Genomic DNA, 25998 nt, shown 5'->3' with positions numbered 1-25998 from the left:
GGGCTCAGGCGGCGCGGGCCTCGGCCCGCTCGCGGCTCTGCCAGGCCGACCAGGAGTAAAGCGCCAGCCCGCACCAGATCATGACGAAGGTCATCAGCTGCAGGGGGCGCAGCGCTTCGCCGAACACCAGCAGGGCGATGAAGAACTGAATCGTCGGGTTGATGTACATCAGGAAGCCCAGGGTGGCCAGGCGTAGCCGCCGCGCGGCGCCGGCAAAGGCCAGCAGCGGCAGGGCGGTGACCACCCCGCTGGCGAGCAGTAGCCAGGTGTGGCGTGCCTCACCCAGGAAATGCGAGGCATCGAGATGCGCCAGCCAGGCCAGTGCCAGCAGCGCCATCGGCAGCAGCAGCAGGGTCTCGACGAACAGCCCCGAGAGTCCGTCCAGCGGCACCTGCTTGCGCAGCAGGCCGTAGGTGCCGAACGACAGCGCCAGCAGCAGGGTGATCCAGGGCAGTTCACCCAGTCCCACCAGTTGAATGGCGATGGCCAAGCCGGCCAGCCCCACGGCCACGCCCTGCAGCGGCGCCATGCGCTCGCGTAGCACCAGCATCCCGAGCCCTACGTTGACCAGCGGCGTCAAGAAATAGCCGAGGCTTGCCTGCAGGACCTGGTGACTCTCCACGGCGTAGATGTAGATCCCCCAGTTGAGCGCGATAAGCAGCGCACAGCCCAGCACCCGGCCCAGTCGGCGCGGCTCGACAAGCGCCTGGCGAACCGGGGCAAAGCGCCCGAGCAGGGCGATCAGGCCGAGCAGGAACAGACACGACCAGATGATGCGGTGAATCAGGATCTCCCACGCCGGCACGCCGTCGAACAGCGCGAAGAACAGCGGGAAGCAGCCCCACATGGTGTAGGCGCCGAGCCCGAACAGGGCGCCCTGGGTGGCATCGCTGGGGGGAGTGTGACGCGCCTGGGATGTCGGTGGCATGATGACCTCGAAAGCAAAGCGCTAATCTACCACAGCTGCGAGAAAACCCCAGGGCCCGCGCCTGGTGAAGGAGGTGGCAAGTGTCTACCCTGCGAACCACCCTGGTGCAGTGCGATCTGCGCTGGGAATCGCCGTCAGCCAACTGCCGGATGCTCGAAGAACTGCTTGGCGATCTGGATGCACGGCACACCGACCTGATCGTGCTGCCGGAGATGTTTGCCACTGGCTTTACCATGAACTCGCGTGAGATGGCCGAGCCGATGGCCGACAGCGCCAGCGTGGCCTGGCTGTGTGATCAGGCTCGCCAGCGCCGCTGCGTGATGACCGGCAGCGTAGCGGTGCTCGAGGCGGGGGAGTATTACAACCGGCTGATCTGGGCGCGCCCCGACGGCGGTCTGGTGCACTACGACAAGCGCCACCTGTTTCGTATGGCCGGCGAGCATGAACGCTACGCCATGGGCGCGCAGCGAGTGGTCGTGGAGCTCAACGGCTTCAAGCTGCTGCTTAGCGTCTGCTACGACCTACGGTTTCCCGTCTGGCTGCGCCAGCAGCGGCGTGAGACGGGCTTCGAATACGATGCGCTGCTGTGCGTGGCCAACTGGCCGGCGCCGCGGCGGCATCCCTGGCGGACGCTGCTGCAGGCGCGGGCGATCGAGAACCTGTGCTACGTGATCGGCGTCAATCGCGTCGGTGAGGATGCCAAGGGGCTGGCCTATGCCGGCGACTCGATGCTGGTCGACTTCAAGGGCGAAGCACTGATCGATGAGCCTGCGCATCAGCCCTTTCTGCGCACCGAGCACCTCGACTATCGGGCCTTGCAGGACTTTCGCCAAGCCTTCCCGGCATGGCAGGATGCCGACTCTTTTACCCTGACCGATGAGACCCCACGCTGATGCGCCTCGACAAGTTCCTCGCCGACACCACCGACCTGACTCGCAGCCTGGCCAAGAAGGCGCTGCACCGCGAAGAGGTCAGCGTCGATGGCCAGGTCACCAAGAACCCGGCGACCCAGGTCGATGCCGGCAGCGACGTGCGCTGGCTGGGGCAGCGCCTGGTGCTGGTGGGGCTGCGCTACGTGATGCTCAACAAGCCGGCGGGAGTAGAGTGCAGTGCACGGCGTGGTCTCTACCCGCTGGTGCGCGAGCTGATCGAGCTGCCCAACATCGAGCGTCTGCAAACGGTAGGGCGCCTGGACGTCGACACCACCGGTCTGGTACTGCTCAGCGACGACGGCCAGTGGTCGCACCGGGTAACCTCACCCAAGCGCCGCTGCGGCAAGGTCTACCGGGTCAGCCTCAGCGAGCCGCTGGCGGGCGATGCCCTGGCCGAGGCGCAGCGCTGCTTCGCCGACGGCATCCTGCTGGACAGCGAGGACAAGCCAACCCAGCCTGCCGAGCTGGTGATGCGCGCCCCCCGCGAGGCTGAGCTGACGCTCTACGAGGGCAAGTACCATCAGGTCAAGCGCATGTTTGCCGCCATCGGCAACCACGTCGAGGCGCTGCACCGCGAGTCGGTGGGAACACTGACGCTGGGCGAGCTGGCGCCGGGAGAGTGGCGCGAGTTGACCCCTGATGAGGTCGCCGCCTTCTAGCCGGCGTCGTCGAGGCCGGCCGCGGCCACCAGCGCCTGGGTATAGGGGTGGCGCGGTGCGGCCAGTACCTGCTCGCAGCTACCCTCTTCGACCACCTCGCCCTCCTTGAGCACCATCACCCGATGGGCCACGGCTCGAACCACCGCCAGGTCGTGGCTGATGAACAGGTAGCTGAGCCCGCGGCGCGCCTGCAGGTCGCGCAGCAGTTCTACCAGCTGTTTCTGGACGGTACGATCGAGCGCCGAGGTCGGCTCGTCGAGCACCACCATCTCGGGTTCGAGGATGATCGCCCGGGCCACGGCGATGCGCTGGCGCTGGCCGCCGGAGAACTCATGGGGGTAGCGAGCGGCGCAGTCGGCGGGCAGTCCGACCTCCTTGAGGGTGGCCTGGACGCGCCGTTCGACCTCGGCGTTGCTCAGTTCGGGCTGATGAAAGCGCAGCCCTTCGCTGATGATCTCCGACACCGGCAGGCGTGGCGAGAGCGAGCCGTAGGGATCCTGGAAGACCACCTGGAAACGCCGCCGTTGGCGCCTCAGGTCGTTGCCGCTGAGGCGGTCGAGGCGTGCGCCCTCGAACACCACCTCGCCCTGACTGGGGGCCAGGCGCAGCAGGGCCATGGCCAGGGTGGTCTTGCCCGAACCGGACTCGCCGACGATGCCCAGGGTCTCGCCCTTGGCCAGTCGCAGCGACAGCGGCTGTACCGCCACGAACGCCGGCGGGCGCCGCGAAAAGAGTTTCTTGGGGCGGGAAAAGGCCACGCTGAGGCGTTCGGCACTGAGCAGCGGCTGGCTGCCGGCGGGCGCCGGGCGGCCCTCGGGCTCGGCGCCCAGCAGGGTGCGCGTATAGTCGCTGCGCGGCCGCTCGAAGACCTCGGCCACCGGACCGGTCTCCTGCTCCTGGCCCTGGTAGAGCACGCACACCCGGTCGGCGTGACGCCGCACCAGGTTGAGATCGTGGGTGATGAACAGCATGCCCATGCCGTGGTGATCGCGCAGCTCGGCGAGCAGCGCGAGGATCTCCTGCTGTACGGTGACGTCGAGCGCGGTGGTCGGCTCATCGGCGATCAGCAGTTCGGGATTGTTGGCGATCGCCATGGCGATCATCACCCGCTGGCGCTGGCCGCCGGAGAGCTGATGCGGCCAGGCGTCGAGCAGCTCGTCGGGACGCGGCAGCTTGACCTGCTCGAGCAGTTCGCGGCAGCGCGCCCGGGCGGCGCGCCCGGACAGGCCCTGATGCAGGCGCAGCGTCTCGCCGATCTGGCGGGCCACGGTATGCAGCGGATTCAGCGAGGTCATCGGTTCCTGGAAGATGAAGCCGACGCGGTTGCCGCGCAGCCCCTGCCAGTCACGCGGTTTCATGCGCGACAGGTCGGTGTCGCCGAGCATGCGGCCACCGCTGATCTGGGCATTGGGCGGCAGCAGGTCCATGGCGCCGAGTGCGCTGACCGATTTGCCCGAACCGGACTCGCCGACCAGTGCCAGGGTTTCGCCGCGGCGTATCTCGAGGCTCAGGCGGTCGACCACGCTGACGCCATCGAAGGCGATGCTCAGCTCATCGAGGCGCAGCAGGGTGTCATGGGGCATGGGCCTGGGTCCTTGTGGTCGCGGTGCTTGTCTGTGGGCCGCTGCTGGCGTGCTGGATATGCCGTGGATCGAAGGCGTCGCGCAGCCCCTCACCGATGAACACCAGCAGCGAGAGCATCAGCGACAGGCTGACGAAGGCGGTGATGCCCAGCCACGGCGCGTGCAGGTTGTTCTTGCCCTGGGCGACCAGTTCGCCCAGCGACGGCGCGCCGGGCGGCAGGCCGAAGCCCAGGAAGTCGAGGGCGGTGAGGGTGGTGATGGCGCCGGTGAACAGGAACGGGATGAAGGTCAGGGTGGCGACCATGGCATTGGGTAGCACGTGGCGCCACATGATCAGCCGCGAGGGCAGACCCATGGCCTTGGCCGCGCGCACGTACTCGAGGTTACGCGCGCGCAGGAACTCGGCACGTACCACGTCGACCAGCCCTAGCCACGAGAACAGCAGCATGATGCCGAGCAGCCACCAGAAGCCGGGCTGCACGAAGCTGGCCAGGATGATCAGCAGGAACAGCACCGGCAGCCCCGACCAGATCTCGGTGAGGCGCTGGCCGATCAGGTCGGTCTTGCCGCCGAAATAGCCCTGGATGCCGCCAATCACCACGCCGGCGACCAGCGATCCGGCGGTCAATACCAGCGCGAAGGCCACCGACAGCCGAAAGCCGTAGATCACCCGCGCCAGCACGTCGCGGCCCTGGTCGTCGGTGCCCAGCCAGTGCTGGGCGTCCGGCGACGCCGGTGAGGGGCGCATCATCTGCATGTCGAGGGTCTGGTAAGAGTAGGGGATCGGCGGCCATAGCGCCCAGCCGTTGTCGGCGATCTGCTGCTGGACGAAGGGGTCGTGGTAGTCGGTGCGGGTAGGCAAGAACCCGCCGAATTCGGTCTCCGGGTAGTCGACCAGCAGCGGCACGTACCACTGGCCGTCGTACTGCATGACCAGCGGCTTGTCGTTGGCGATCAGTTCGGCGAACAGGCTGACCACGAACAGCGCCATGAAGATCCACAGCGACACCCGCGCGCGGCGATTGCTGCGGAACACCTCGATCCGGCGCCGGGTGATGGGCGAGAACTGGGGGGAGAGTAGTGACATTGGCTCAGGACTCCCGGGTCTCGAAATCGATGCGTGGATCGACCCATACGTAGGTCAGGTCCGAGATCAGCTTGAGGATCAGGCCGATCAGCGTATACAGGTAGAGGGTGCCGAAGATCACTGGATAGTCGCGCTGCATGACGGCCTCGAAGCCGAGCAGGCCGAGGCCTTCGAGGGAGAAGATCACCTCGATCAGCAGCGAGCCGGTGAAGAAGATCGTCACCAGCGCGCCGGGCAGGCCGGCGATGATGATCAGCATGGCGTTGCGGAACACGTGGCCGTAGAGGGTGCGGCGGTCGCTGGCGCCCTTGGCCCTGGCGGTGAGCACGTACTGCTTGTGGATCTCGTCGAGGAAGCTGTTCTTGGTCAGCATGGTCAGGGTGGCAAAGCTGCCGATGGTCATCGCCACCACCGGTAGGGTGATGTGCCAGAAGTAGTCCTTGACCTTGCCCCACGCCGAGAGCTCGTCGAAGTCCGGCGAGGTGAGACCGCGCAGCGGGAACAGGTCCCAGTAGCTGCCGCCGGCGAACAGCACGATCAGCAGGATGGCGAACAGGAAGCCGGGTATCGCATAGCCGACGATCACCAGCCCGGAGGTCCAGACATCGAAGCGCGAGCCGTGATGCAGCGCTTTGCGGATGCCCAGCGGGATCGAGATCAGATAGACCAGCAGCGTGGTCCACAGCCCCAGCGAGATCGACACCGGTAGGCGCTCGATCATCAGCTCGACCACCGGTCGGTCGCGGAAGAAGCTGTTGCCGAAATCGAAGGTGGCATAGTCGCGCAGCATGCCGACGAAGCGCACGTGGGCGGGCTGGTCGAAGCCGAACTGCGCCTCGAGCTGCTCGATGAAGCGTGGGTCGATGCCGCGCGCGCCGCGCGACTCGTCGCGGGTCACCACCTCGGCGCCGCCCATGTCGAGGCGCGTGCTGGCCATGCTGTCGACGCCTTCGAAGCGTGCCAGCATCTGGTCGATGGGGCCGCCCGGGGCGGCCTGCACGATGATGAAGTTGAGCAGCATGATCCCCAGCAGGGTGGGAATCATCAGCAGCAGTCGGCGCAGTGTATAGCTAGCCACGAGGCATCCTTCCGGTAGGCGTTGCGTCAGCGACGGCGCACGCGACGGTTGATCTCGGCTTCACGTTCGGCATCCACCCACCAGGCATCCAGGTCCATGCCGTACTCGGGGTAGGGTTCCGGCCAGTCGAACTTGTCCCATACTGCGATGCGTGTCTCGCCGGAGTGGTAGTGGGGAATCATCGCGAACTGCCACAGCAGCACCCGATCCAGGGCGTGAGCGGTGGCGTTGAGCGCTTCACGGCTGTCGGCGCGGATCAACTGCTCGACCAGCGCGTCGACCACCGGGTGCTGGAGGCCCATCAGGTTGCGGCTCTGGGGCGTCTCGGCGACAGCACTGGTCCACATGTCGCGCTGCTCGTTACCCGGGTTGTTGGACTGCGGGAAGTGCGCGGTGGTCATGTCGAAGTCGAAGCTGCGCAGCCGGTTGAGGTACTGGTTGATATCGACGATGCGGATCGAGGTCTGCACACCGAGGCGTGCCATATTGCGCAGCATGGGTTGCACCACCCGCTCCAGGCCGCTATCGAACAGCAGCACCTCGATGCTCAACGGGCGGCCGGTCTCGGCATGGCGCAGCACGCCATCCTCTACCTCGTAGCCGGCCTCGAGCAGCAGGTCGAGGGCCAGGCGCAGGCGCTCGCGCAGATTCTCCGGGTGCTCGATGGGTACCGGCTCCTCGAACAGGCGCTCCGGCAGCTGATCCCGGAACGGCTCGAGCAGCTCGAGCTCGGCCTCGCTGGGCAGGCCCTCGGCGGCCATCTCGGAGTTTTGGAAGAAACTCTCGGTGCGCTGGTAGGTGTCGTAGAAGATATTGGCATTCAGCCACGGGAAATCGAAGGTCAGCGAGAGCGCTTCGCGCACTCTTGGATCGCTGAACTTGTCGCGGCGCAGGTTGAAGACGAATGCCTGCATGACCGAGGGATTGACGTCGGGAATGGTCAGTCGCTTGACCAGGCCGTCGCGGTAGGCCGGGAAGTCGTAGCCGATGGACCAGGTGGCGGCGCGGGCGTCGGTGCGGTAGTCCATCACCCCGGCCTTGAAGGCCTCCCAGGCGATATCGCGGTCGCGATAGTAGTCGTAGACCAGCCGGTCGATATTGTAGCGCCCTCGGTTGACCGGCAGGTCACGGCCCCAGTAGTCGTCGTCGCGCACGTAGGTGATGCTGCGTCCGGGCTGAACCTCGCCAATCCGGTAGGGGCCGGAGCCGGGGTGGCGGTCGAGGGTCGGGGCGGTGAAATCGCGCGTCTCCCAGTAATGCCTCGGCAGCACCGGCAGTTGGCCAACGATCAGCGGCAGCTCGCGGGAGTCATTGCTCGAGAACTCGAACCTGACGGTGTGGTCGTCGAGCGCCTCGACGCTCTGTACCTCGGCGTAGTAGCCGCTGTAGAAGGGGTTGCCCTGTTCGATCAGCAGCTCGAAGCTGAACGCCACGTCGTGGGCGGTGACCGGCTCGCCGTCGTGAAAGCGCGCCTCGCGGCGCATGTCGAACTCCACCCAGTAGCGCTCCGGGTCGAGGCGAATGCCCTCGGCCAGCAGCCCATAGAGGCTGAACGGCTCGTTGGGATTGGCTTCCAGCAGGGTGTCGTAGATCTGCGAGATGCCGACGGCGGCGGTGCCGCGGATGATGAAAGGGTTGGTCGAGTCGAAACTCGAGCCGACCGCCGCCCGGGTCATGCTGCCGCCCTTGGGCGCATCGGGATTGACATGCGGGAAATGCGCGAAGTCCTCGGGCAGCTCGGGCGTATCGTAGAGGGCCAGGCCGTGAACGGTAGGCACCTCGTCGCTCTCGGCGGCATCTGCGGGCAGCTCGCCCGGTTCGGCCTCGAGCGGCGTAGCGGATTCGTCGGTCGCGGGAGGCGCATCGGCAGGGGCGCCAGGAAGTTCCGCGTGGGCCAGCGGCGTGAGCCACACTGCCAAGAGGCAGCAGCCGGTCATCAGCCAGGAGCGCGGCGGTGACAGGCGACGAGGTTGAGCGATCGACATCGAGACATCCTTGGGCATGTCATGCGACGGCGCGGCGTATGCACCGCTGCCGTCTACCGTAGCAGTAGCATACCGCTAAGGTGTCAGCCGTCCGCTAGTTTGACAACTCCCGGACCCCAACGCCTTTCAACTCTGCGGGCGAAATCCGCCCAGCGTCGCTCGGGATGCCCTCAGTTGGCGGCCAGGGTGCTCTGGGGAACCTGCAGCGTCTGGCCTTCACGGATCACATCGCCGTTGAGTCCGTTGTAGTCACGTATCTCGGCGACGCTGCTGCCAAAGCGCGAGGCAATCGTCGACAGGCTGTCGCCGCTGCGTACCACGTACTGTTCCCAGCCGGTGGGGGCATCGCCCGGGGCGATGCTGTCGAGGCCGGCGACGAGATCCTCGTGGCGGTCGGCGGGCACCAGCAGCACCGGCGTATGATTGGGTGAGACGGTGCCCTGCAGCAGGCCGGGATTGAGCGCCTGAAGCTCTTCGCGGCTGACGTTGGCCAGCTCGGCGGCGCGCGCCAGGTCGACCGGCTGTTCGATGTCGACCTTGGCGAAGGCAGGGGCGTCCTCGATCTCCGGCAGCTCGATGGCGTAGTGCTCGGGATCATTGATGATGGTGGCAATGGCCAGCAGTTTGGGCACGTAGTTCATGGTCTCGGCGGGCAGACGCAGGTGCCAATAGTCGTCGGGCTCACCGCGCGCCGCTGCGGCGCGGCGCGCGCCGTTGACCGTGCCGGCCCCGGCATTGTAGGCCGCCAGCGAGAGTTCCAGATCACCGTCATACCACTGCTCGGCTTGCTGCTCGAGGTAGTCGAGTGCGGCACGGGTGGAGGCCACCACGTCGAGGCGACCGTCATAGGCGCCGTTGCGCGACAGCCCCAGGGCGTCGCCGGTGCCGGGCATGAACTGCCACAGCCCGCTGGCACCGCGATGGCTGCGCGCGGCGGGGTCGAAGGAACTCTCGATGAAGGGGATCAGGGCTAGCTCGCCGGGCAGGTCGCGGGCCTCGATCTGCTCGGTGATCCAGTGCAGCCAGGGGCGTGCGCGCTCGGTGATCTCGACGACGTTCTCGGGGCTCGAGCGATAGTACTCGATCCACTCGTCGACGCGGGGATCGCGGCGCGCTTGCTGCCACTCGAAGGTGTCGCGCAGACGGGTCCAGGCATCCTGCGGCGTGGCGGGCTTGAGCGCCAGGGCATGCCAGAAGTTGAGCTGCGGCGGCTGCGGCGTTGATGCGCCGAGCGGGATCTCGTCGACACGATACTCGGCGGCAGCGCCGGCGGCACTCAGGGTGATAGTGATGCACAATAGACTTCCCGCCAGGCCGATGGCCAGGCGGCGGGTCGTTCGATAGGTCATGGTCGATGTTCCTCTGGGGCGCTGATGACGGCGTCCATAAGCATCAGAAGTTGTCTTTCCAGGCGCGCAAGGTGGCAAAGGTGGCCAGCGGAGAATCCGTGTCTCCGTGATCGGCCGCGCGGCGTTGCAGGGCCGCTTCGCCGCTGCGCAGGAAGGGATTGATCTCGCGCTCGGTACCCAGATGTGACGGTAGCGTCGGGCGATCCTGATCGCGCAGCGCCTGGCACTGGGCGATCACGGCGTCGAGTCGGGTATTGTCGGGATCGGCGGCCTTGGCGAAGCGCAGGTTGGCAAGGGTGTATTCGTGGGCGGCGAACACCAGGGTGTCATCGGGTAGTTCGGCGAGCCGCGTCAGCGAGGTGTGCATCTGCTCGGGCGTGCCCTCGAATAGACGTCCGCAGCCGCCGAAGAACAGGGTATCCCCGCAGAACAGCAGGGCGGGAATACCGGCGGCAAAGTAGCTGATATGATCCAGGGTATGCCCGGGGGTGGCGATGACCTCGAAGCGGCGTCCCAGCACGCTGCACTGGTCGCCGTCGGCGAGTACGCTGTCCACGCCGTCGATGCCGGCAGGGCCGGAAACTTGCGGGCGATAGCGCTGCTTTAGCTCGGCGAGCCCGCCGGTGTGATCGTGATGGTGGTGGGTGATCAGCACCGCGTCGAGGGTCAGGCCCTCGCGCTCGATCAGTTCGATGACGGGGGCGGCCTCGCCGGGATCGACTACCGCGATGCGCGACGTGTCGTCCTGCCGCATTAGCCAGATGTAGTTGTCGCTCAAAGCGGGAATTGGTGTCACGCTAAGCATTGGTTACTGTCCTCGGTGTCGGTCGGTCATCGCTGACTTAACCCGTCAGGCAGCCCACGTTATAGTCGTGAAACGTGCAAGAAAATCCGCAAATTCGAGCGCTGCCTCGGCGAAGAGATCGCTACAAAACCCGCTACTTTGGAGGTAACCTCTGGCGGTGTCAAATTCGGATATAACGATATCATTGGCGAGCTTGGTGCGTGAGGGGCGTCGCTACTGGTCGAGTGCCGATGGCCAGGCCCATTGGCAAGCGGAGCGCGCTTGTCTGGGGCCAGTATGCGAGACGCTGTTCGGGCAGCACAGCCTGGAACTTGGCATGGCCCCGACACTCTGCGATATGTCGCCGATCCACCATGCGCTGCGCTGGTCGCCAACCCGCGAGCTGGCCGACCAGCCCGAGACCCTGGTGTGCCTGCCGCATGCCCTGCCGCTGCCGGACGCATCGCTGCAGCTGGTGGTGGTGCACCATCTGCTGGAGGTGGTCTCGGCGCCGCATCACGTGCTCCAGGAAGCGGCCCGGGTGACCGCCGACCACGGGGATCTGATCATCTTCGGTTGGGACCCGGTCGGGGTGTCGGGCTGGTCGCGACTGCTGTCGCGGCGCCGTGAGCAGTTGCCGTGGCGCGGCCATTGGCGCACGCCGGGTCGCCTGCGCGACTGGTTGGCGTTTGTCGATTTCGAGATCGAGCGGGTAGACTACTGCGGCTTTCACCTGCCGGGCCGGCTGCCGCGCAACGCCACTCTCGAGACGCTGGGGCGGCGGCACAACGTGCCGCTCGGCGATACCTTCATGATCCGCGCCCGGCGGCGCCAGCAGCGCGCCCAGATCCAGCGGCCACGGCTCTCGCTCAAGGGGGCCCTGGGCGGCTCGGCGCTGGGTCATGCGACCCGGGTCGGCCGCCACGCCAACAGGAAGACGCCCCTTGAGTGATACTGCACTGCCCCGCGTGACCATCTATACCGACGGCGCCTGCCGTGGCAACCCTGGCCCCGGCGGCTGGGGAGCGCTGCTGATCAGCGGCGACCATGAAAAGCCGCTCAACGGCTTCGAAGCCAGGACCACCAACAACCGCATGGAGCTGATGGCGGCGATCATGGCGCTGCGCGAGCTCAAGCGTGAGTGCCATGTGGCGCTATGGACCGACTCGGAGTACCTGCGCAAGGGGATCACCGAGTGGATCCACGGCTGGCAGAAGCGGGGCTGGAAGACCGCCGCCAAGCAGCCGGTCAAGAATGCCGAGCTGTGGCGCGAGCTGCTGGCAGAAACCCATCGTCATCGTATCGAGTGGCACTGGGTCAAGGGGCACAGTGGCCACCCGGGCAATGAGCGCGCCGATCAGTTGGCCAATCAGGCCATCGATGCCAATGCCGCCGGCTGAGCGCTGCTCGCCAACCATCTGAGAGGATCGCATGCGTCAGATCATTCTGGACACCGAAACCACCGGCATCGACCCCAAGGAGGGCCACCGGCTGATCGAGATCGGCGCGGTGGAGATGGTCAATCGCCGCTTTACCGGCAATACCTACCATCAGTACATCAATCCCCAGCGTGACATCGAGGCCGAGGCGGTGGAGGTGCACGGTATCACCAACGAGCGGGTGGCCAATGAGCCGCTGTTCGCCGAGATCGCCGACGACTTCTGGGCCTTCATTAGCGGCGCAGAGCTGGTGATTCATAACGCTGCCTTCGACGTCGGCTTCATCGACCATGAGCTGGGCATGCTCAACGCGCAGCGCGGCACGCCCAGGCTGGGGCCGGTCGCCGAGCACTGCGCGATCCTCGATACCCTCAAGATGGCCCGGGATCTGCACCCGGGGCAGCGCAACAACCTGGATGCCCTGTGCAAGCGCTACGCAATCGACAACGCCCAGCGCGTGCTGCACGGCGCGCTGCTCGACGCCGAGATCCTTGCCGAGGTGTACCTGGCGATGACCGGTGGCCAGACCGCCCTGAGTCTCGACGCCTCGAGTGGCGGCGAGAGCGGTGAAGCGAGTGGCTCGGCGGGTATTCGACGACTGGCCCCAGAGCGTCCGCGCCTGGCCACCGTGGCGCCCAGCGAGGCCGAGTTGACGGCGCATTTTGCCAAGCTGGACGGGATCCGCCAGACCGCCGGCGAGTGCGCCTGGGATGGCCTCGGTGACTGGCCGGCAGCGCCCCGGGAGCGGGGCTGATGCTGCGTCGTGAGCTGCCTCGCGATGCCCACTTCGGCCACCTGCTATGGGTGGCGGAAGGGCGGGTCGCGGAGGGCGAGCACGGCACGCCGCTGTTTGCCCCTCAAGCGTGGCAGCCCGACGACCTGCCGCTGGGGTACTGGCACGATGTGCCGGTGGCGCTGCGTCTCGGCGAAGCGATCGACCCACGCTACGACTGGCACGCCGGGCGCGAGTGGCTGTCGCGCTTGCCCGAGCGCTGGTTCGCACTGCTGTCGACGGCGCTGCAGGTGGCCAACTGGTGGCGCGACCACCGTTACTGCGGTCGCTGCGGGAGCCGTTCACGCCACCTGACCCACGAGTTTGCCATGCACTGTGATAGCTGTGGTCACCGCAACTATCCGCGCATTTCACCGTGCATCATCACCCTGGTGACCCATGGCGATGCCATGCTGCTGGCGCGCAGCCCGCGCTATCCGCCGGGGCGTTACTCGACGCTGGCGGGATTCATCGAGCCGGGAGAGTCCGCGGAGGAGGCCGTGCGCCGTGAGGTCGACGAGGAGGTCGGCGTCAGCGTCGGGCGCATCAGCTACTACCGCAGCCAGGCCTGGCCGTTCCCCCACGCGCTGATGCTCGGCTATTTCGCCGAGGCCGCCAGCCGACGGATCCGCATCGACGATCGTGAAATCGCCGACGCGGCTTGGTTTTCGCCGCGCCAGCTGCCTCAACTGCCGCCGCACTACTCGATCTCGCGGGCGCTGATCGAGTCGCACCTGCGGGCGGTCGCCCGGGGCGACGGCTGAGCCTGCCGCCGGAGCAGGCTCGTGACGCTCAGCGGTTGGGGAACAGGCTGGTCAGCTTGGTGGCCAGCATGACGTTGCCGGTGGCCTTGAGCTTGCCGGTCATGAACGCGGTCATGCCGTTGATCTCGCCGTTCATCACCCCCTTGAGGGTGTCGGTGGTCATCGATAGCGTCACCGAGGGGTCGTCGTGCTCGCCCTGCTGGACGTCGAGGCTGCCATCCTTGACCACCAGATAGTAGTCGTCGGCATCGCTGAAGTTGAACTGGAAGACGTCGTCCATGCCCGTCGCTGCCTCGGCGTTGAAGCGTTGCTGGAGCTTGTCGATGATGGGGTTGTCCATGAGGGTGTCCTGTACTCTATCGTGCGCTTGGTCGGTGGCGGCTGCGGAGTTGCCGGCCGCTGTCACGAGAGTATTTAAAACGACCGTTTAAGGCAAGCGCCGTCGGCATCGGCACGAGACGGTCACTACCCACGAGAAGGAGAGCGCCGTGAGCGATGGCGTACGCGATATCTTGCTGTTTGTGCTGCAGTGGCTGCTGCTATTGGGCATCGTGGCGGCGTTGATCGTCGCCGGCCTGGCACTGCTGGGTCGGGCTCGCCAGGCCGGCGGGCAGCCGCGCCGCCAGCTGCGGATCGAGGAGCTCAACGAGCGCTATCGGTCGCGCCGCCAGCGCCTGCAGTTGGCCCGCCTGGCGCCGGATGCACGCAAGCGCTCGCTGAAGGCGTGGCGCCGCGACGCCAAGCAGCGTCGCAAGCACGGCGACGATACGCTACACGGCGCCGTGTGGGTGATCGAGTTTCACGGCGACATCAGGGCGTCGGCGACGCCGCGGCTGGCCGAAGAAGTTTCGGCACTGCTGGCGGTGGCCGAGGAGGGCGATGAGGTGGTGGTGCTGCTGGAGTCGGCGGGAGGCCTGGTGCACGCCTACGGCCTGGCGGCCGCTCAGCTCGACCGGCTGCGCGAGGCGGGCATCGCCACCACGGTATGCGTCGACAAGGTGGCGGCCAGCGGTGGCTACATGATGGCCTGCACGGCGCAGCGGCTCAGGGTGGCGCCGTTCGCCGTGCTGGGATCGATCGGCGTGGTGGCTCAGCTGCCCAATGTGCATCGCCTGCTCAAGCGCCACGACATCGACGTCGACGTCATGACCGCGGGGCGCTACAAGCGCACCTTGACGGTATTCGGTGAAAATACCGACGAGGGGCGCGAGAAGTTCATCGAGGACCTCGAAGGGATTCACGCGCTGTTCAAGTCGTATGTCGCTGCGCGGCGGCCGCAGCTGGATATCGACTCGGTGGCCACCGGCGAGATCTGGTACGGCAGCGAGGCCCCGGGCAAGGGGCTGGCCGACGACGTGGGCACCAGTGAAGCCTATCTGCTCGAGCGCATGGCCGAGGCGCGGGTGTTCAAGGTCAGCCTCGAGGCGCGCAAGGGGCTTGGCGAGCGGGTCGGGCTAGCAGCCTCGCGGGGCATCGAGCGGGGCGTCGAAAGAGGGCTCGAGGTCCTCGATGCAAGCCGCTGGCTGCGCCGCTGAGGTTAATCGAGATAGAGCGCGGCAAGGGTGTCGACGACCCGTCGCGCATGCTCGCCCTGCAGCGAGTAGTAGATGGTTTGCGAGGCGCGGCGGGTGGTGACCATGTTTTCACGACGCAGGATGGCCAGATGCTGAGACAGTGCCGACTGGCTGAGGCTCAGCCTGCCGTTGAGTTCCGAGACCGAGAGCTCTTTGTCATCGAGTAGGCACAGGATGCGCAGGCGGTTTTCGTTGGCCATGGCCTTGAGCAGACCGGTGGCATCGGCGAGGGTCGAGTCGCCGGCATCGAGCAGCTTGGCAGCGGCGTGGCGAGTGCTCATGGTCATGTCTCCTGAGGGGGGCTGTCTTGTTGTAGGTCTGGTGACACCGAATCAGCGCTATCTAATCATTTAGTAAACCTTGAAGCGCTTTGCCACTTCCTTCGGCAACAATAAGTTAACGCTGAATCAATGATGGTTTGTAATCGTTAGGTTTCTGGGTATTTCAAAGTGGTTATTGTCAACAATGACTGCGAGTCTTTGGCCTAATAGCCGATAGTCTGAGAGATATTCGCCCGAATTGCTTCTAGAGTGTCAACAATTCGTTGCCAGCCTTGGGAGCTTCACCATGAGTCGCTATTCTGCTGCCTACCGCTATGCCATCGACCACCCGGCGCGTTTCTGGGAGGAGCAGGCGCAGCGCATTCCCTGGTTCACGCCGCCGACCACGCCGCTTGCGTTTGACGATCAGGGGCACGCCCGCTGGTTCGTAGACGGTGAGATGAATACCTGCCATGCGGCACTCGACCACCATGTAGAGCAGGGCCGCGGTGAACAGCCGGCGGTGCTGTGGGATTCGCCGGTCACTGCCAGCAAGGCGCGCTACAGCTACCGCGAGATGCGCGATGAGGTGGCGCGGCTGGCCGGGGCGCTGGCCGCGCTGGGGGTCGCCAAAGGGGATCGTGTGGTGATCTACATGCCGATGGTGCCCGAGGCGCTGATGGCGATGTATGCCTGTGCGCGGCTGGGGGCGGTGCACTCGGTGGTGTTCGGCGGCTTTGCCCCCCATGAGCTGGCGGTGCGCATCGATGACGCCGAGCCCAAGGTGGTGCTGGCGGCCTCCTGCGGGGTAGAGGTGACGCGAGTGATCGCCTACAAGCCGATTCTCGACGCGGCGCTCGAGCTCAGCCGGCACCGTCCCGAGGCCTGTGTGATCCTTCAGCGTGACATGGCGAAGGCCGAGCTGGGTCCGCTCGACCATGACTGGAGGGCGCTGGTGGCCAAGGCCGCGCCGGCGGATTGCGTGGCGGTCAAGGCCACCGATCCGCTGTACATCCTGTATACCTCGGGAACCACCGGCAAGCCCAAGGGGGTGGTGCGCGACAACGGTGGCCATGCCGTGGCGCTGCACTATTCGATGGAAACGGTCTACGGCATGCAGCCCGGCGAGGTGTTCTGCTCGGCATCGGACGTTGGCTGGGTGGTGGGGCACTCCTATATCGTCTATGCCCCGTTGCTGGCCGGATGTACCACTCTGGTCTACGAAGGCAAGCCGGTGCGCACGCCGGATGCCGGCGCGTTCTGGCGACTGATCGAGGAGTATCGCGTCAAGGTCTTCTTCTCCGCCCCCACCGCCTTCCGTGCGATCAAGAAGGAAGATCCCGAGGGTCACGCGCTGCAGCGCCATGACATCTCGTCGTTGCGCACCCTGTTCCTGGCCGGCGAGCGCCTCGACCCGCCCACCTTCCACTGGCTGGAAGGGCTGCTCGACGTGCCGGTGATCGATCACTGGTGGCAGACCGAGACCGGCTGGCCGATTGCCGCCAATCTGCAGGGCCTGGCGCCGATGCCCACCAAGGCCGGGTCGGCGACCTTTCCGGTGCCTGGCTTCAACGTCCAGGTGCTGGATCCGGAAGGCGAGCCGGCCGGCGTCGGGCAGCAGGGCGCGGTGGTGATTCGCCAGCCCCTGCCGCCGGGCTGCCTGGCCGGCATTTGGCGCGATCCGCAGCGTTTCCACAGCGCCTACATGGCGGCGTTTCCCGGCTGCTATCTGACCGGCGATGGTGGCTATTTCGACGCCGACGGGTACCTGTTCATCATGGGGCGTACCGACGATGTCATCAATGTCGCCGGGCACCGGCTCTCGACCGGCGAGATGGAAGAGGTGGTGGGGGCGCACTCGGCGGTAGCGGAGTGCGCGGTGATCGGTATCCACGATGCGCTCAAGGGCCAGGTGCCGGTGGGCCTGGTGATTCCCAAGGACGGCTTCGATGGCGATGAGGCGGCGCTCGAGCAGGCGTTGATCGCTCGAGTGCGAGAGCAGATCGGTCCCATCGCCTGTTTCCAGCAGGTACTGGTGGTGCCGCGCCTGCCCAAGACCCGTTCGGGCAAGATCCTGCGCAAGCTGCTGCGCACCATCGCCGACGGCGAGCGCTTTGGCGTGCCCTCGACCATCGACGATCCGGGTAGCCTCGAAGAGGTTCATGCCGCCATGTGCGAGCGCGACCTGGGGCGGGCCAGCGAGGCGCAACAGGGCTGACGGCGCGGCTGCCAGGCGCTATACTGCGCCTCCTGATGACGCCACGCCTCGCGTGGCGTCTTGCCGTTGCATGAGGGTTCCCTCACCCCTCGACGAAAAAAAGGTGCTGCATGTTCCAACTCTCTCCGCGCCAGGCGCGACGCTGCCTGTTGGCGCTGGTCAGTTTTCATGTGCTGGTGATCGCCGCCAGCAATTATCTGGTCCAGCTCCCCTTTACCCTGTTGGGTTTTCATACCACCTGGGGGGCGTTCAGCTTTCCGTTCATCTTTCTTGCCACCGACCTCACCGTACGCCTGTTCGGCAAGGACCAGGCGCGCGCCACCATTACGCGGGTGATGGTGCCGGCGCTGCTGATCTCCTATCTGGTGTCGGTGATCTTTCCCCGCGGCACCTTTGCCGGCCTCGAGGGACTCGGCGAGTGGAACCTGTTCGTGGCGCGCATCGCCCTGGCCAGCTTCATGGCCTATGTGCTGGGCCAGCTGCTCGATATCCACGTCTTCGATCGCCTGCGCCACCTCAAGGCGTGGTGGGTGGCGCCGGCGATTTCTACCGTATTCGGCAACCTGGCCGATACCATGGCCTTCTTCTCGATTGCCTTCTACCAGAGCCCCGATCCCTTCATGGCGGCCAACTGGATGGAGATCGCCTGGGTCGACTACGTGATAAAGCTGGCCATCAGCCTGCTGTTCTTCCTACCGCTATACGGCGTATTGCTGGCCTGGCTGAGCCGCCGGCTTGTCGATTGGACGGGCCAGCGCGACCTGTCGCCGAACGCCGTCGATCAAGCGCGCTAGTCGGCGCACAACTGTTACACAAGGAGAGCCCATGAGCGTTGAGCTGCATGCCATCGATACCGCTGGAGAAGGCACCCCGCTGGTGGTGGTGCACGGCCTGATGGGCAGCGCCGACAACTGGCGTTCCCACGTCAAGCAGTGGCACCGCAGGCGCCGCGTGGTGGCGGTGGACCTGCGCAATCACGGTCGCTCACCGCATGCCCCGGGAATGCGCTATGCCGAGATGGCCGACGACCTGCTGGCCTGCCTCGACGGCCTCGGCATCGACCGCTGCCACCTGCTGGGTCACTCGATGGGCGGCAAGGTGGTCATGACCCTGGCACGCCAGGCTCCCGAGCGAGTGGCGTCACTGATCGTGGCCGATATCGCGGCGGTTCGCTACGGCCACGGCCACGCTGAGATTTTCGCCGCCCTGCATCATGTGGCAGCGCACGCGCCGAGCAACCGTCGCGAGGTCGACGCGCTGCTTGCCGAGCACGTCGCGGACAAGGGTACGCGGCTGTTTTTGGCCACCAACCTGGCGCGAGGCGATGACGGGCGCATGGGGTGGCGGCTGGGCCTCGAGCACATCGAGGCGGGCTACGAGGCGATCAGCGACGTGCCGGACGGCGAGGGGGCCTATGTCGGGCCCGCGCTGATCCTGCGCGGCAGCCGCTCCGACTACGTTACCGACGCGATGCTTCCAGGCCTGCGCGAGCTGCTGCCCCGCGCCGAACTGGTCACCCTCGAGGCGGGGCACTGGCTGCATGCCGAGGCGCCCACCGAGTTCCAGGCCGCGGTCAACGACTTCATCGCCGCGGTCGAGGGCTGAGGTCCGCTAGTCGAGCGGCTGAATGACCAACTGCTCGGCGTGGCGGTCGACGAAGCGGCTGAGAATCTTGTAGGTGTCGACGTCGAACTGCGGCGGCTGCTCGGTCACCGCCGACAGGGAGGCGTCGCTCAGGTCGTTGACGCTGCCCAGGTAGCACCAATGATCGACCAGGTGCCACTGCTGCATCCCTTGCGGGTGGGATTCGCCGAAGGCGACCCGGCCGGGCCAGGGCCAGTGATGAACACGCAGCCTCTCGAGGGCCTCCCGGGCGCGTCGATCATGCTCGTCCGGTGGCTCCTTGCCACAGCAGGCGCCGGCGCAGCGTCCCAGTTGATGCGCGAAGCAGGCCCCCTTGCCGTGTTCGAGGCCGAGCCTGCGTGGACACAGGGCGTGGTTCTCGGCGATCTGCTTGAGGGCCAGGCGCGCCTCGCGCGGGTGGCGAAAGAGGCCGTAAAGGCTGGCGCCGGCGCGGCCATCCAGCACCTCGCCCGAGACCAGCGACGGGCTGCGCTCGCCGGCTGGCCACCGCCAGCTGACCAGTCGCCCGCGACGTCGGAGTTGACGATTCATGATCGGCATCAGCGTCTTGATCAGGCGCGCTTCGAGCAACTGGGCGCCGAGGTCGCCGGCGGTTTCCTGCCAGTCGATGTCCTGAATCTGCTGTGCCAGACGCATTTCGCGGTCGCTGTGCCGGTCGTTATTGAAGTGGCCGAGCACCCGGGCACGCAGGTTGACGCTCTTGCCGACATACAGTGGCAGCCGGTTGTGGCCGTAGAACAGATACACCCCGGGGCGAGCGGGGAGTGACTGCAAGGCGCCCGGGTCGAGGTGGGTAGGCAGGCTCGACTGGCGGCGCTGGGCGGCACACAGGGCCGCGATGCGATCGCTGCCGTGCGCGTCCAGCCAGTGACGCCACAGCGCCAGCATGGCGCGGGCGTCGCCTTCGGCGCGGTGGCGCGGAAACCCCGACAGGCCATGGCGTAGCAACAGTGCATCGAGGTTGTGGTGGCGCTCATGGGGTGCCAGGCGACGCGATAGCTTGAGGGTGCACAGGGTAGGGGCGCTGAAGCGGTGTCCGGCGCGCTCGAAGGCGTTGCGCAAGAAGCCGTAGTCGAAGCGTGCATTGTGCGCGACCAGGCAGCCATCCCCCAGCCAGGCGAGCAGATCGTCTGCCACCGCCGCGAAGTCCGGCGCACCGGCCAGCAGGGCAGCATCGATGCCGGTCAGACGACTGATGTGGGCAGGAATCGCCACGCCGGGATCCACCAGGGTGGCGAAGCGGTCGACCTCGCGGCCATCGACCACCTTGATCGCGGCGATCTCGGTGATGTGGTCGCGGGTGGTGCGGGTGCCGGTGGTTTCCAGGTCGAGGAAGATCAGCGTGTCCATAGCGTCTCGACGTCGTTGTCAGGGCGCATGCAGGTCGATGGCCAGGCGCTCGAGGGGCTGGCGGGTCTCGATGTGTCCCTGTTCGTAGAGATAGGTCTGCAGGCCGGCGTAGCGTTTAGCGTCGAGTGCCGATGGCCGCAGCGCCAGGCGCCGCAGGGTGTCGGGCCAGGCGCGCTGATTGATGGTGCTGGCCACGCTAGGGTAGTTGAGGGTCATCAGCTCCCATGCCTCGTCCGGATGGTTGATGATCCACTCGGTGGCGTCTTCCAGGGCGTTGAGCAGGCGCTTGATCTCGCTGCGCTGGCTGGCCAGGGTGTCGCGGTTGGCCATCAGGATCAGGCCGTCGTGGCGTGGTATGCCGTAGGCCTCGGCGGCGAAGCTGCGCACCCGCAGTCCCTCCTCGTCGAGATGGTGCGGCAAGACCTGGCGCAGCGGCGCGATCAGTGCATCGACGCGCCCCTCGAGCAGGGCCTGGGCGGGGCTGAAGTTGACGTACTCCAGCAGCAGGTCGTCGAGGCTCAGATGGTACTGTGCGAGCATGCCGGCCAGCATCGGTGTCAGGCTATCCTCGAGTGCATAGCCAATCCGCTTGTCGGCAAGGTCGGCGAGGGTTTCGATATCGCCATCGGCGGCGACGACCAGGCTGCTCAACGGTGTAGGCATCAGGGTGGCGATACGCACCAGCGGTAGCTGGCGGTCGACCAGCAGGTGCAGCTGGGCCTGGCGACCCAGCGCCAGATCGGCGCGGGCAGCGGCGAGCAGCTTGGGTGGCAGGCTGGGGTCGGCGGGCACGTTGAAGGCGACACTCAGCCCGTGGCGTTCGAAGTCGCCTCGCGCCTGGGCGATCAGCAGGGCGGCATGCTGGGGGCTCAGGTACCAGTCGAGAACGATCCGCAGCTCGTCGAGTGGCGGCGGGTCGAGGGGCTCCGGCGTGCGCATGGTGATCGAGGGTACCGGCTCTTCACTGACCTCAGGGACTGGCCGCGGAAAGGCGTCGAACAGAATCGGGTGCTGTGCCGCAAAGGGCAGCGCCGCTGGGTCGACGTAGGGGATCGGATCGCGCTGGCTGGCTGGCAGGGCCTCGGGGCCGATTTCAGTCACCGGGTCGACGCGTGGCGCTGGCGGCTCTGCGTCCTCCGGCTCATCGCCAAGGGCAGCCGTTGCAGCACCAAGGGTCATGGCGATAACGATGGGCAGGGCCCACCGGGCCTTGCGAGTGCGCAGGGGCATCATGCGGATCTCCAGCGGCAAGTCACGGGCCGGTAACATGACCGACCGTCGTCGATTGTATCCTTGAGTCACTGCTTATGACTAGCCAATATACCGCTTGGTGATGCACAAGTTGTTGAAAATTGGGGTTAAACCCCTTGCCTAATCGCCGCCTGGGGCGTGCTGTGGCATACTCGGAAGACTTTTCGATCGCGTGTGCGGGCCCATGGATAGTATCAATACGCTCTTTCTGCTCAGCGGTTTTCTGATTGCCCTGAGTATTCTCGCCAGCCGGCTCTCGTCGCTGTTCGGCCTGCCGCTGCTGATCATGTTTCTGGGGCTCGGCATGCTGGCCGGTGAGCAGGGCGTGCTCGGCATTCAGTTCGACGACTACTCCCTGGCGTTTCTGATAGGCCATCTGGCCCTTGCCATGATCCTGCTCGATGGCGGCTTGCGCACGCGCCTCAAGACCTTCCGTGTGGGTTTCAAGCCGGCGCTATCGTTGGCCACGCTGGGCGTGTTCGTGACCAGCGGCATCGTCGGCGTATTGGCGATGTGGGTGTTCGACCTGACCTTGATACAGGGGCTGTTGGTAGGTGCCATCGTCGGCTCAACCGATGCCGCCGCGGTGTTCTCGATGCTCAGCGGCCGCGGTATCAACCTCAACGAGCGGGTCGGTGCCACGCTCGAGATCGAGTCCGGCACCAACGACCCCATGGCGATCTTCTTGACCATCATGCTGGTCGAGCTGCTGGTGGGCGATATCGGCGGCATCACCGAGACGCTGCTGTTTCTGGTCGAGCAGTTCGGCTTCGGGATGGTGATCGGGATTGGCGGCGGCTGGCTGATCGCCAAGCTGCTGCGCTCCCTGGATCTGGCGCCGGGGCTCTATTCGCTGCTGGCTCTGGCGCTGGCGTTCTGCGTGTTTGGCCTGACCAGCGTCCTGGGGGGGAGTGGTTTCCTGGCCATCTACCTGTGTGGCTTGATGATTGGCAACCGGCCGGGGCGTCACCTCAACTTCATTCTGCCGGTGCATGACGGCCTGGCCTGGTTGAGCCAGATCGGCCTGTTCCTGGTACTCGGGCTGCTGGTGACCCCCAGCGACCTGCTGGAGTATGCGCTGCCGGCGTCGCTGGTGGGGTTGGCGCTGATCTTCGTGGCGCGACCGCTGGCCGTATTGCTATGCGTCAAGCCGTTCTTCAAGTTCCGTTGGCGCGAGATCGGCTTCATCTCCTGGGTAGGGCTGCGCGGCGCGGTGCCGATCGTGCTGGCGATCTTCCCGGTGATCGGTGGGGTCGAGAACGCCTCGCTGTATTTCAATGTGGCCTTTGCCGTGGTGCTGATGTCGCTGCTGATTCAGGGTGGCACGATCTCGCTGATGGCGCGCTGGATGAAGGTCGAGGTGCCGCTCGGGGTGACGCCCAATCGACGTGGGCCGCTGGGAGTGCTGCCGGAGAACGACTATGAGATGTTCGTTTATCATGTCGATAATCAGGACCTCGATGACGTGCCGATTCGCCTCTTGCGCTTTCCCTCCGGCGCACTGATTTCGGCGCTGTTTCGCCAGCACGCCATGCTCCACCCCAAGGGCAGTACCCGCCTGATGCTGGGCGATGTGGTATGCGTGATTGGCCGCACCCATGACCTGCCGGCCCTCAATCGACTCTTCAACGGCGATGCCAAGCTCAAGCGCGAGCGGGCCTTCTTCGGCACCTTTACGCTCGATGCCGATGCCCTGATGAGCGACGTGGCGGCGGCCTACGGGCTGACGCTTAGCCCCGGTGAGCAGGAGATGTCGCTGGGGGAGTTCGTGTCGCTACGCGTCGGCGGCCACCCGGTGGTGGGCGATGACGTGGGCTGGCACGGAATCCACTGGGTGGTCAGCGAGATGGAGGGCAATCGCATCACCAAGGTCGGTCTGCGTCTCTATCAGTGAGGCCATCTCGCAAACAAGCCCTTGACCTGCGGTGAGAAACTGGTAATATTCTGCGCCGTGAGCCGGAGGGATGGCAGAGCGGTTGAATGCACCGGTCTTGAAAACCGGCAAGGGTGAAAGCCCTTCCAGGGTTCGAATCCCTGTCCCTCCGCCACTCACGATCGGAGCGTGGCGCAGCTTGGTAGCGCGCTGCAATGGGGTTGCAGAGGTCGCAGGTTCGAATCCTGTCGCTCCGACCAGATGGATACACAAAAACCGCCACTTACGGATCATGCCGGGTGGCGGTTTTTCGTTTCAGTCTGCCGCGTGTCAGCGCGGCCCGCGATGGCGGGTCAAGTGCAGCGCTGCGGCCAGCACCATCAGCGCCAGGCCGACGAAGGCTACCGGGTTGTAGGTGGCCCAGCCGTACACCCCGAGCAGGGTGCCAATCACCATTATCACCCAGCGTGTCGTCTTGACGGTCATCGTGTCTCCTCGGTTGGCGGTGCGTGATGGGCGCGGCGTGCTTCGGCGCCTATGCTGCATGTTGCACGCGGTGCACCTGCATTACCATTGTTCGATGGATATCGGTGATATCGCCTCCAATCATCATCGCATTTGCTCTGGGAGTTGCTGCCATGCCGCTGATCGTGGGAATGAGTCTGCTACTGGGCTGTCAGTTCATTGGCGAGCTGCTGGCCAGGGGCCTGGCGGTGCCGGTACCGGGCCCGGTGCTGGGCATGCTGGTGCTGCTGCTGGCGCTGATGATTCACGGTCGTGTGCCGGCGGCGCTGCGCCATAGTGGCGAAGGGTTGCTGCGCTATTTGACGCTGCTGTTCGTGCCCGCCGGGGTAGGGATGATGGCGCATGCGCAGCTGATCATGGCCGACCTCTGGGTGATCGGCGTGACGCTGGTGGTGTCCACGGCGCTGACCCTGGCAGTGACGGCCAAGGTCATGAGCTGGCTCAACCAGCGTCGGCTGCGTCGTGGCAATGGCGTATGAATATCGTCGCCCTCGACCAGCTGTGGGTCTATCTCTCCGGCCATCCCCTGGTGTCGCTGCTGGCCACGCTGGTGGCCTTTATCGCCGCCAGCTGGCTCAATCGCAAGATGGGCGGGACGCCGCTGCTGCACCCGGTGATTCTCAGCATCGCGCTGCTGATCGGTTTCCTGCTGCTCGTCGAGATCGACTACCCGACCTACTTCGAGGGCGCCCAGTTCATCCATTTCCTGCTGGGGCCAGCCACGGTGGCGCTGGCGATCCCGCTGTATGATCACCTCGATCGAGTGCGCGCAATGCTGGGGCCGATCCTGCTCGCCTGCTGCGCGGGTATCGTCACCGCGGTGGGGTCGACGATCGGCTTGGCGGCGCTGATGGGGGCGGCGCCGGAGACATTGTTGAGCCTGGCGCCGCGCTCGGTGACCTCGCCGATTGCCATGGGGATTGCCGAACAGGTTGGCGGTATTCCGTCGCTGGCGGCGGGGCTGGTGCTGCTGACGGGGTCGGTGGGCTGTGCCCTGGGACCTGGAATCTTGCGGGTGATGCGCATCGAGGATCCCAGCGTGCAGGGCTTTACCCTGGGGCTCGCCGCACACGGCTTTGGCACCGCCCACTGCTTTGCCTCGATCGGCGCCATGGCAGGGGCCTTCGCTGGACTGGCCATGGCGCTGACAGGGCTGCTGACGGCCTTTCTACTGCCCCTGATGACCACGCTCGCAGGGCTGTGAGCGTGGTCTCACAGCTCTTCCCAGAGCTGCTGTCGGAAGTCGTGCGACAGTTCGGTGACCTTGTTGAGGCGAGTCAGGCTGGCCTCGGTGACGTCGTTCATGATCTCCTGATAGCAGTCTCCCAGCGTGTCGCCGGAGCGCAGTCGGTCGGGGTCGAGCATGCATTCGCCGATGCGCAGGTTGGCGTTCAGGCAGGCAAGCATGAACTCGGCTTCGCTCTCGATGATCTTGTCCATGGCCTTGAGCCACTGCAGCTGCAGGCGGGCCGCTGGGGCATTGGCATCCAGCCACTGTTCGAGCCATAGCTGCTGCAGGGGCGTGGTGGCTGGCGAAGGGCGCTGTGGTGTCGGTGACATGACGGTCTCCCAGTGGCATCGAGTATCCTGGGCAGTATAGTTCGCCTTGGGCGCTTGCCGAGTGAACATATGCTGCGATGCGCCATTTTGCTGACAGAGGTCAAATTCGGCATAAAACTTTAGTCGTGAGGAGCGTCTATGTGGGGGGTCATTAAATCGGTGCTGGCGGCGTTTTTTGGGGTCCAGAAGGAGCGCCAGCGCCAGCATGATTTCGAGCATGGCAAGCCGGGAGCCTTCATTCTGGTGGGCTTGCTGATGGGGCTGGTGTTCGTCGTGGTGATTGCGGCTATTGCGATTTACGTCGCCGGCTGAAGTCGCCCGTCACGGCCAGCGTTGAGGGGCGGGGGTTGCCTTTCGACGGCAGATGCTCTTCTATAACGCGA

At 65.8% G+C, this 25998-nt stretch carries 26 protein-coding genes and 2 tRNA genes; 16 read left to right on the top strand and 12 right to left on the bottom strand.

Annotation, left to right across the window (positions count from 1 at the left end; genetic code table 11):
• Nucleotides 1-4 precede the first annotated feature (4 nt).
• A complete protein-coding gene (locus BWR19_09680; GenBank protein APX93177.1) occupies nucleotides 5-928 on the bottom strand; it encodes an EamA family transporter in 924 nt (307 codons plus the stop codon).
• An 80-nt stretch (nucleotides 929-1008) separates the two neighbouring features.
• On the opposite strand from BWR19_09680, the gene BWR19_09675 reads away from it, so the two are divergent.
• Both BWR19_09675 and BWR19_09670 read left to right on the top strand, forming a co-directional pair.
• Complete coding sequence (locus BWR19_09675) at nucleotides 1009-1821, top strand: amidohydrolase (protein ID APX93176.1); 813 nt, start codon at nucleotides 1009-1011, stop codon at nucleotides 1819-1821.
• The gene (locus BWR19_09670) at nucleotides 1821-2519 is read left to right on the top strand and encodes a 16S rRNA pseudouridine(516) synthase (GenBank protein APX93175.1); all 699 of its coding nucleotides are present in this window, start codon (nucleotides 1821-1823) and stop codon (nucleotides 2517-2519) included. Before BWR19_09675 ends, BWR19_09670 begins: the two co-directional genes overlap by 1 nt.
• Here the strand turns inward: BWR19_09670 and BWR19_09665 are convergent.
• The 6 genes from BWR19_09665 to BWR19_09640 all read right to left on the bottom strand — a co-directional run bounded on the left by BWR19_09665 (nucleotide 2516) and on the right by BWR19_09640 (nucleotide 10406).
• On the bottom strand, nucleotides 2516-4102 hold the full coding sequence (locus tag BWR19_09665) for a microcin ABC transporter ATP-binding protein (protein APX93174.1): 1587 nt from the start codon (nucleotides 4100-4102) through the stop codon (nucleotides 2516-2518). The two genes, BWR19_09670 and BWR19_09665, sit on opposite strands and share 4 nt — an antisense overlap.
• The gene (locus tag BWR19_09660; protein ID APX93173.1) at nucleotides 4092-5189 is read right to left on the bottom strand and encodes an ABC transporter permease; all 1098 of its coding nucleotides are present in this window, start codon (nucleotides 5187-5189) and stop codon (nucleotides 4092-4094) included. Before BWR19_09660 ends, BWR19_09665 begins: the two co-directional genes overlap by 11 nt.
• A gap of 4 nt (nucleotides 5190-5193) precedes the next feature.
• The gene (locus tag BWR19_09655; protein APX93172.1) at nucleotides 5194-6267 is read right to left on the bottom strand and encodes a microcin ABC transporter permease; all 1074 of its coding nucleotides are present in this window, start codon (nucleotides 6265-6267) and stop codon (nucleotides 5194-5196) included.
• Nucleotides 6268-6293: 26 nt separating this feature from the next.
• A complete protein-coding gene (locus BWR19_09650; GenBank protein APX94979.1) occupies nucleotides 6294-8075 on the bottom strand; it encodes a hypothetical protein in 1782 nt (593 codons plus the stop codon).
• A gap of 347 nt (nucleotides 8076-8422) precedes the next feature.
• On the bottom strand, nucleotides 8423-9601 hold the full coding sequence (locus BWR19_09645) for a lytic transglycosylase (protein ID APX93171.1): 1179 nt from the start codon (nucleotides 9599-9601) through the stop codon (nucleotides 8423-8425).
• A gap of 43 nt (nucleotides 9602-9644) precedes the next feature.
• A complete protein-coding gene (locus BWR19_09640) occupies nucleotides 9645-10406 on the bottom strand; it encodes a hydroxyacylglutathione hydrolase (GenBank protein APX93170.1) in 762 nt (253 codons plus the stop codon).
• 157 nt (nucleotides 10407-10563) lie between these two features.
• Between BWR19_09640 and BWR19_09635 the strand changes: the two genes are divergently transcribed.
• From BWR19_09635 to BWR19_09620, 4 genes are read left to right on the top strand one after another with little or no spacing between them, the layout of a single operon-like run.
• Entirely contained in the window at nucleotides 10564-11337 is a 774-nt protein-coding gene (locus BWR19_09635; protein APX93169.1) for a methyltransferase type 11, read from the top strand.
• Entirely contained in the window at nucleotides 11288-11785 is a 498-nt protein-coding gene (locus BWR19_09630; protein APX93168.1) for a ribonuclease HI, read from the top strand. The genes BWR19_09635 and BWR19_09630 overlap by 50 nt, the downstream gene beginning before the upstream one ends.
• 31 nt (nucleotides 11786-11816) lie before the next feature.
• Nucleotides 11817-12578 (top strand): DNA polymerase III subunit epsilon, encoded by a 762-nt coding sequence (locus BWR19_09625; protein ID APX93167.1) that lies wholly within the window; start codon nucleotides 11817-11819, stop codon nucleotides 12576-12578.
• A complete protein-coding gene (locus tag BWR19_09620; protein APX93166.1) occupies nucleotides 12578-13360 on the top strand; it encodes an NADH pyrophosphatase in 783 nt (260 codons plus the stop codon). The genes BWR19_09625 and BWR19_09620 overlap by 1 nt, the downstream gene beginning before the upstream one ends.
• 28 nt (nucleotides 13361-13388) lie before the next feature.
• Here BWR19_09620 and BWR19_09615 read toward each other — a convergent pair whose 3' ends face one another.
• Complete coding sequence (locus BWR19_09615) at nucleotides 13389-13700, bottom strand: SCP-2 family sterol carrier protein (GenBank protein APX93165.1); 312 nt, start codon at nucleotides 13698-13700, stop codon at nucleotides 13389-13391.
• 148 nt (nucleotides 13701-13848) lie between these two features.
• Between BWR19_09615 and BWR19_09610 the strand changes: the two genes are divergently transcribed.
• Nucleotides 13849-14895: a protease SohB gene (locus BWR19_09610; protein ID APX93164.1), complete on the top strand. Its 1047-nt coding sequence runs from the start codon at nucleotides 13849-13851 to the stop codon at nucleotides 14893-14895.
• Nucleotides 14896-14897: 2 nt separating this feature from the next.
• On the opposite strand, the gene BWR19_09605 is transcribed toward BWR19_09610, so the two are convergent.
• Nucleotides 14898-15221 (bottom strand): transcriptional regulator, encoded by a 324-nt coding sequence (locus BWR19_09605; GenBank protein ID APX93163.1) that lies wholly within the window; start codon nucleotides 15219-15221, stop codon nucleotides 14898-14900.
• 280 nt (nucleotides 15222-15501) lie between these two features.
• On the opposite strand from BWR19_09605, the gene prpE reads away from it, so the two are divergent.
• The 3 genes from prpE (at nucleotide 15502) to BWR19_09590 (ending at nucleotide 19017) form a co-directional block, all read left to right on the top strand.
• Entirely contained in the window at nucleotides 15502-17412 is a 1911-nt protein-coding gene (gene prpE, locus BWR19_09600; GenBank protein APX93162.1) for a propionyl-CoA synthetase, read from the top strand.
• Between the two features lie 110 nt (nucleotides 17413-17522).
• A complete protein-coding gene (locus BWR19_09595; GenBank protein APX93161.1) occupies nucleotides 17523-18206 on the top strand; it encodes a hypothetical protein in 684 nt (227 codons plus the stop codon).
• Nucleotides 18207-18237: 31 nt separating this feature from the next.
• On the top strand, nucleotides 18238-19017 hold the full coding sequence (locus tag BWR19_09590) for an alpha/beta hydrolase (protein APX93160.1): 780 nt from the start codon (nucleotides 18238-18240) through the stop codon (nucleotides 19015-19017).
• Between the two features lie 6 nt (nucleotides 19018-19023).
• Here BWR19_09590 and BWR19_09585 read toward each other — a convergent pair whose 3' ends face one another.
• Nucleotides 19024-20406 (bottom strand): DNA polymerase III subunit epsilon, encoded by a 1383-nt coding sequence (locus BWR19_09585; GenBank protein ID APX93159.1) that lies wholly within the window; start codon nucleotides 20404-20406, stop codon nucleotides 19024-19026.
• Between the two features lie 18 nt (nucleotides 20407-20424).
• On the bottom strand, nucleotides 20425-21639 hold the full coding sequence (locus BWR19_09580) for a hypothetical protein (protein APX94978.1): 1215 nt from the start codon (nucleotides 21637-21639) through the stop codon (nucleotides 20425-20427).
• Between the two features lie 202 nt (nucleotides 21640-21841).
• On the opposite strand from BWR19_09580, the gene BWR19_09575 reads away from it, so the two are divergent.
• From BWR19_09575 to BWR19_09555, 5 genes are all read left to right on the top strand, one after another.
• Entirely contained in the window at nucleotides 21842-23551 is a 1710-nt protein-coding gene (locus tag BWR19_09575) for a K+/H+ antiporter (GenBank protein APX93158.1), read from the top strand.
• Between the two features lie 64 nt (nucleotides 23552-23615).
• Nucleotides 23616-23705, top strand: a tRNA-Ser gene (locus tag BWR19_09570).
• A gap of 8 nt (nucleotides 23706-23713) precedes the next feature.
• Nucleotides 23714-23790, top strand: a tRNA-Pro gene (locus BWR19_09565).
• Between the two features lie 378 nt (nucleotides 23791-24168).
• On the top strand, nucleotides 24169-24534 hold the full coding sequence (locus tag BWR19_09560; protein ID APX93157.1) for a murein hydrolase regulator LrgA: 366 nt from the start codon (nucleotides 24169-24171) through the stop codon (nucleotides 24532-24534).
• Nucleotides 24531-25259: a hypothetical protein gene (locus tag BWR19_09555; protein ID APX93156.1), complete on the top strand. Its 729-nt coding sequence runs from the start codon at nucleotides 24531-24533 to the stop codon at nucleotides 25257-25259. The genes BWR19_09560 and BWR19_09555 overlap by 4 nt, the downstream gene beginning before the upstream one ends.
• Before the next feature lie 8 nt (nucleotides 25260-25267).
• On the opposite strand, the gene BWR19_09550 is transcribed toward BWR19_09555, so the two are convergent.
• Entirely contained in the window at nucleotides 25268-25615 is a 348-nt protein-coding gene (locus BWR19_09550; GenBank protein ID APX93155.1) for a hypothetical protein, read from the bottom strand.
• A 138-nt stretch (nucleotides 25616-25753) separates the two neighbouring features.
• Here BWR19_09550 and BWR19_09545 point away from each other — a divergent pair, with 138 nt between their 5' ends.
• On the top strand, nucleotides 25754-25927 hold the full coding sequence (locus BWR19_09545) for a hypothetical protein (GenBank protein APX93154.1): 174 nt from the start codon (nucleotides 25754-25756) through the stop codon (nucleotides 25925-25927).
• Nucleotides 25928-25998 lie beyond the last annotated feature (71 nt).

The organism is Halomonas sp. 1513 (assembly GCA_001971685.1).
In the GTDB taxonomy this organism is placed as follows: domain Bacteria; phylum Pseudomonadota; class Gammaproteobacteria; order Pseudomonadales; family Halomonadaceae; genus Franzmannia.
The sequence above is the reverse complement of the archived record's forward strand: the minus strand, read 5'-3'. Positions and strand labels throughout refer to the sequence as shown.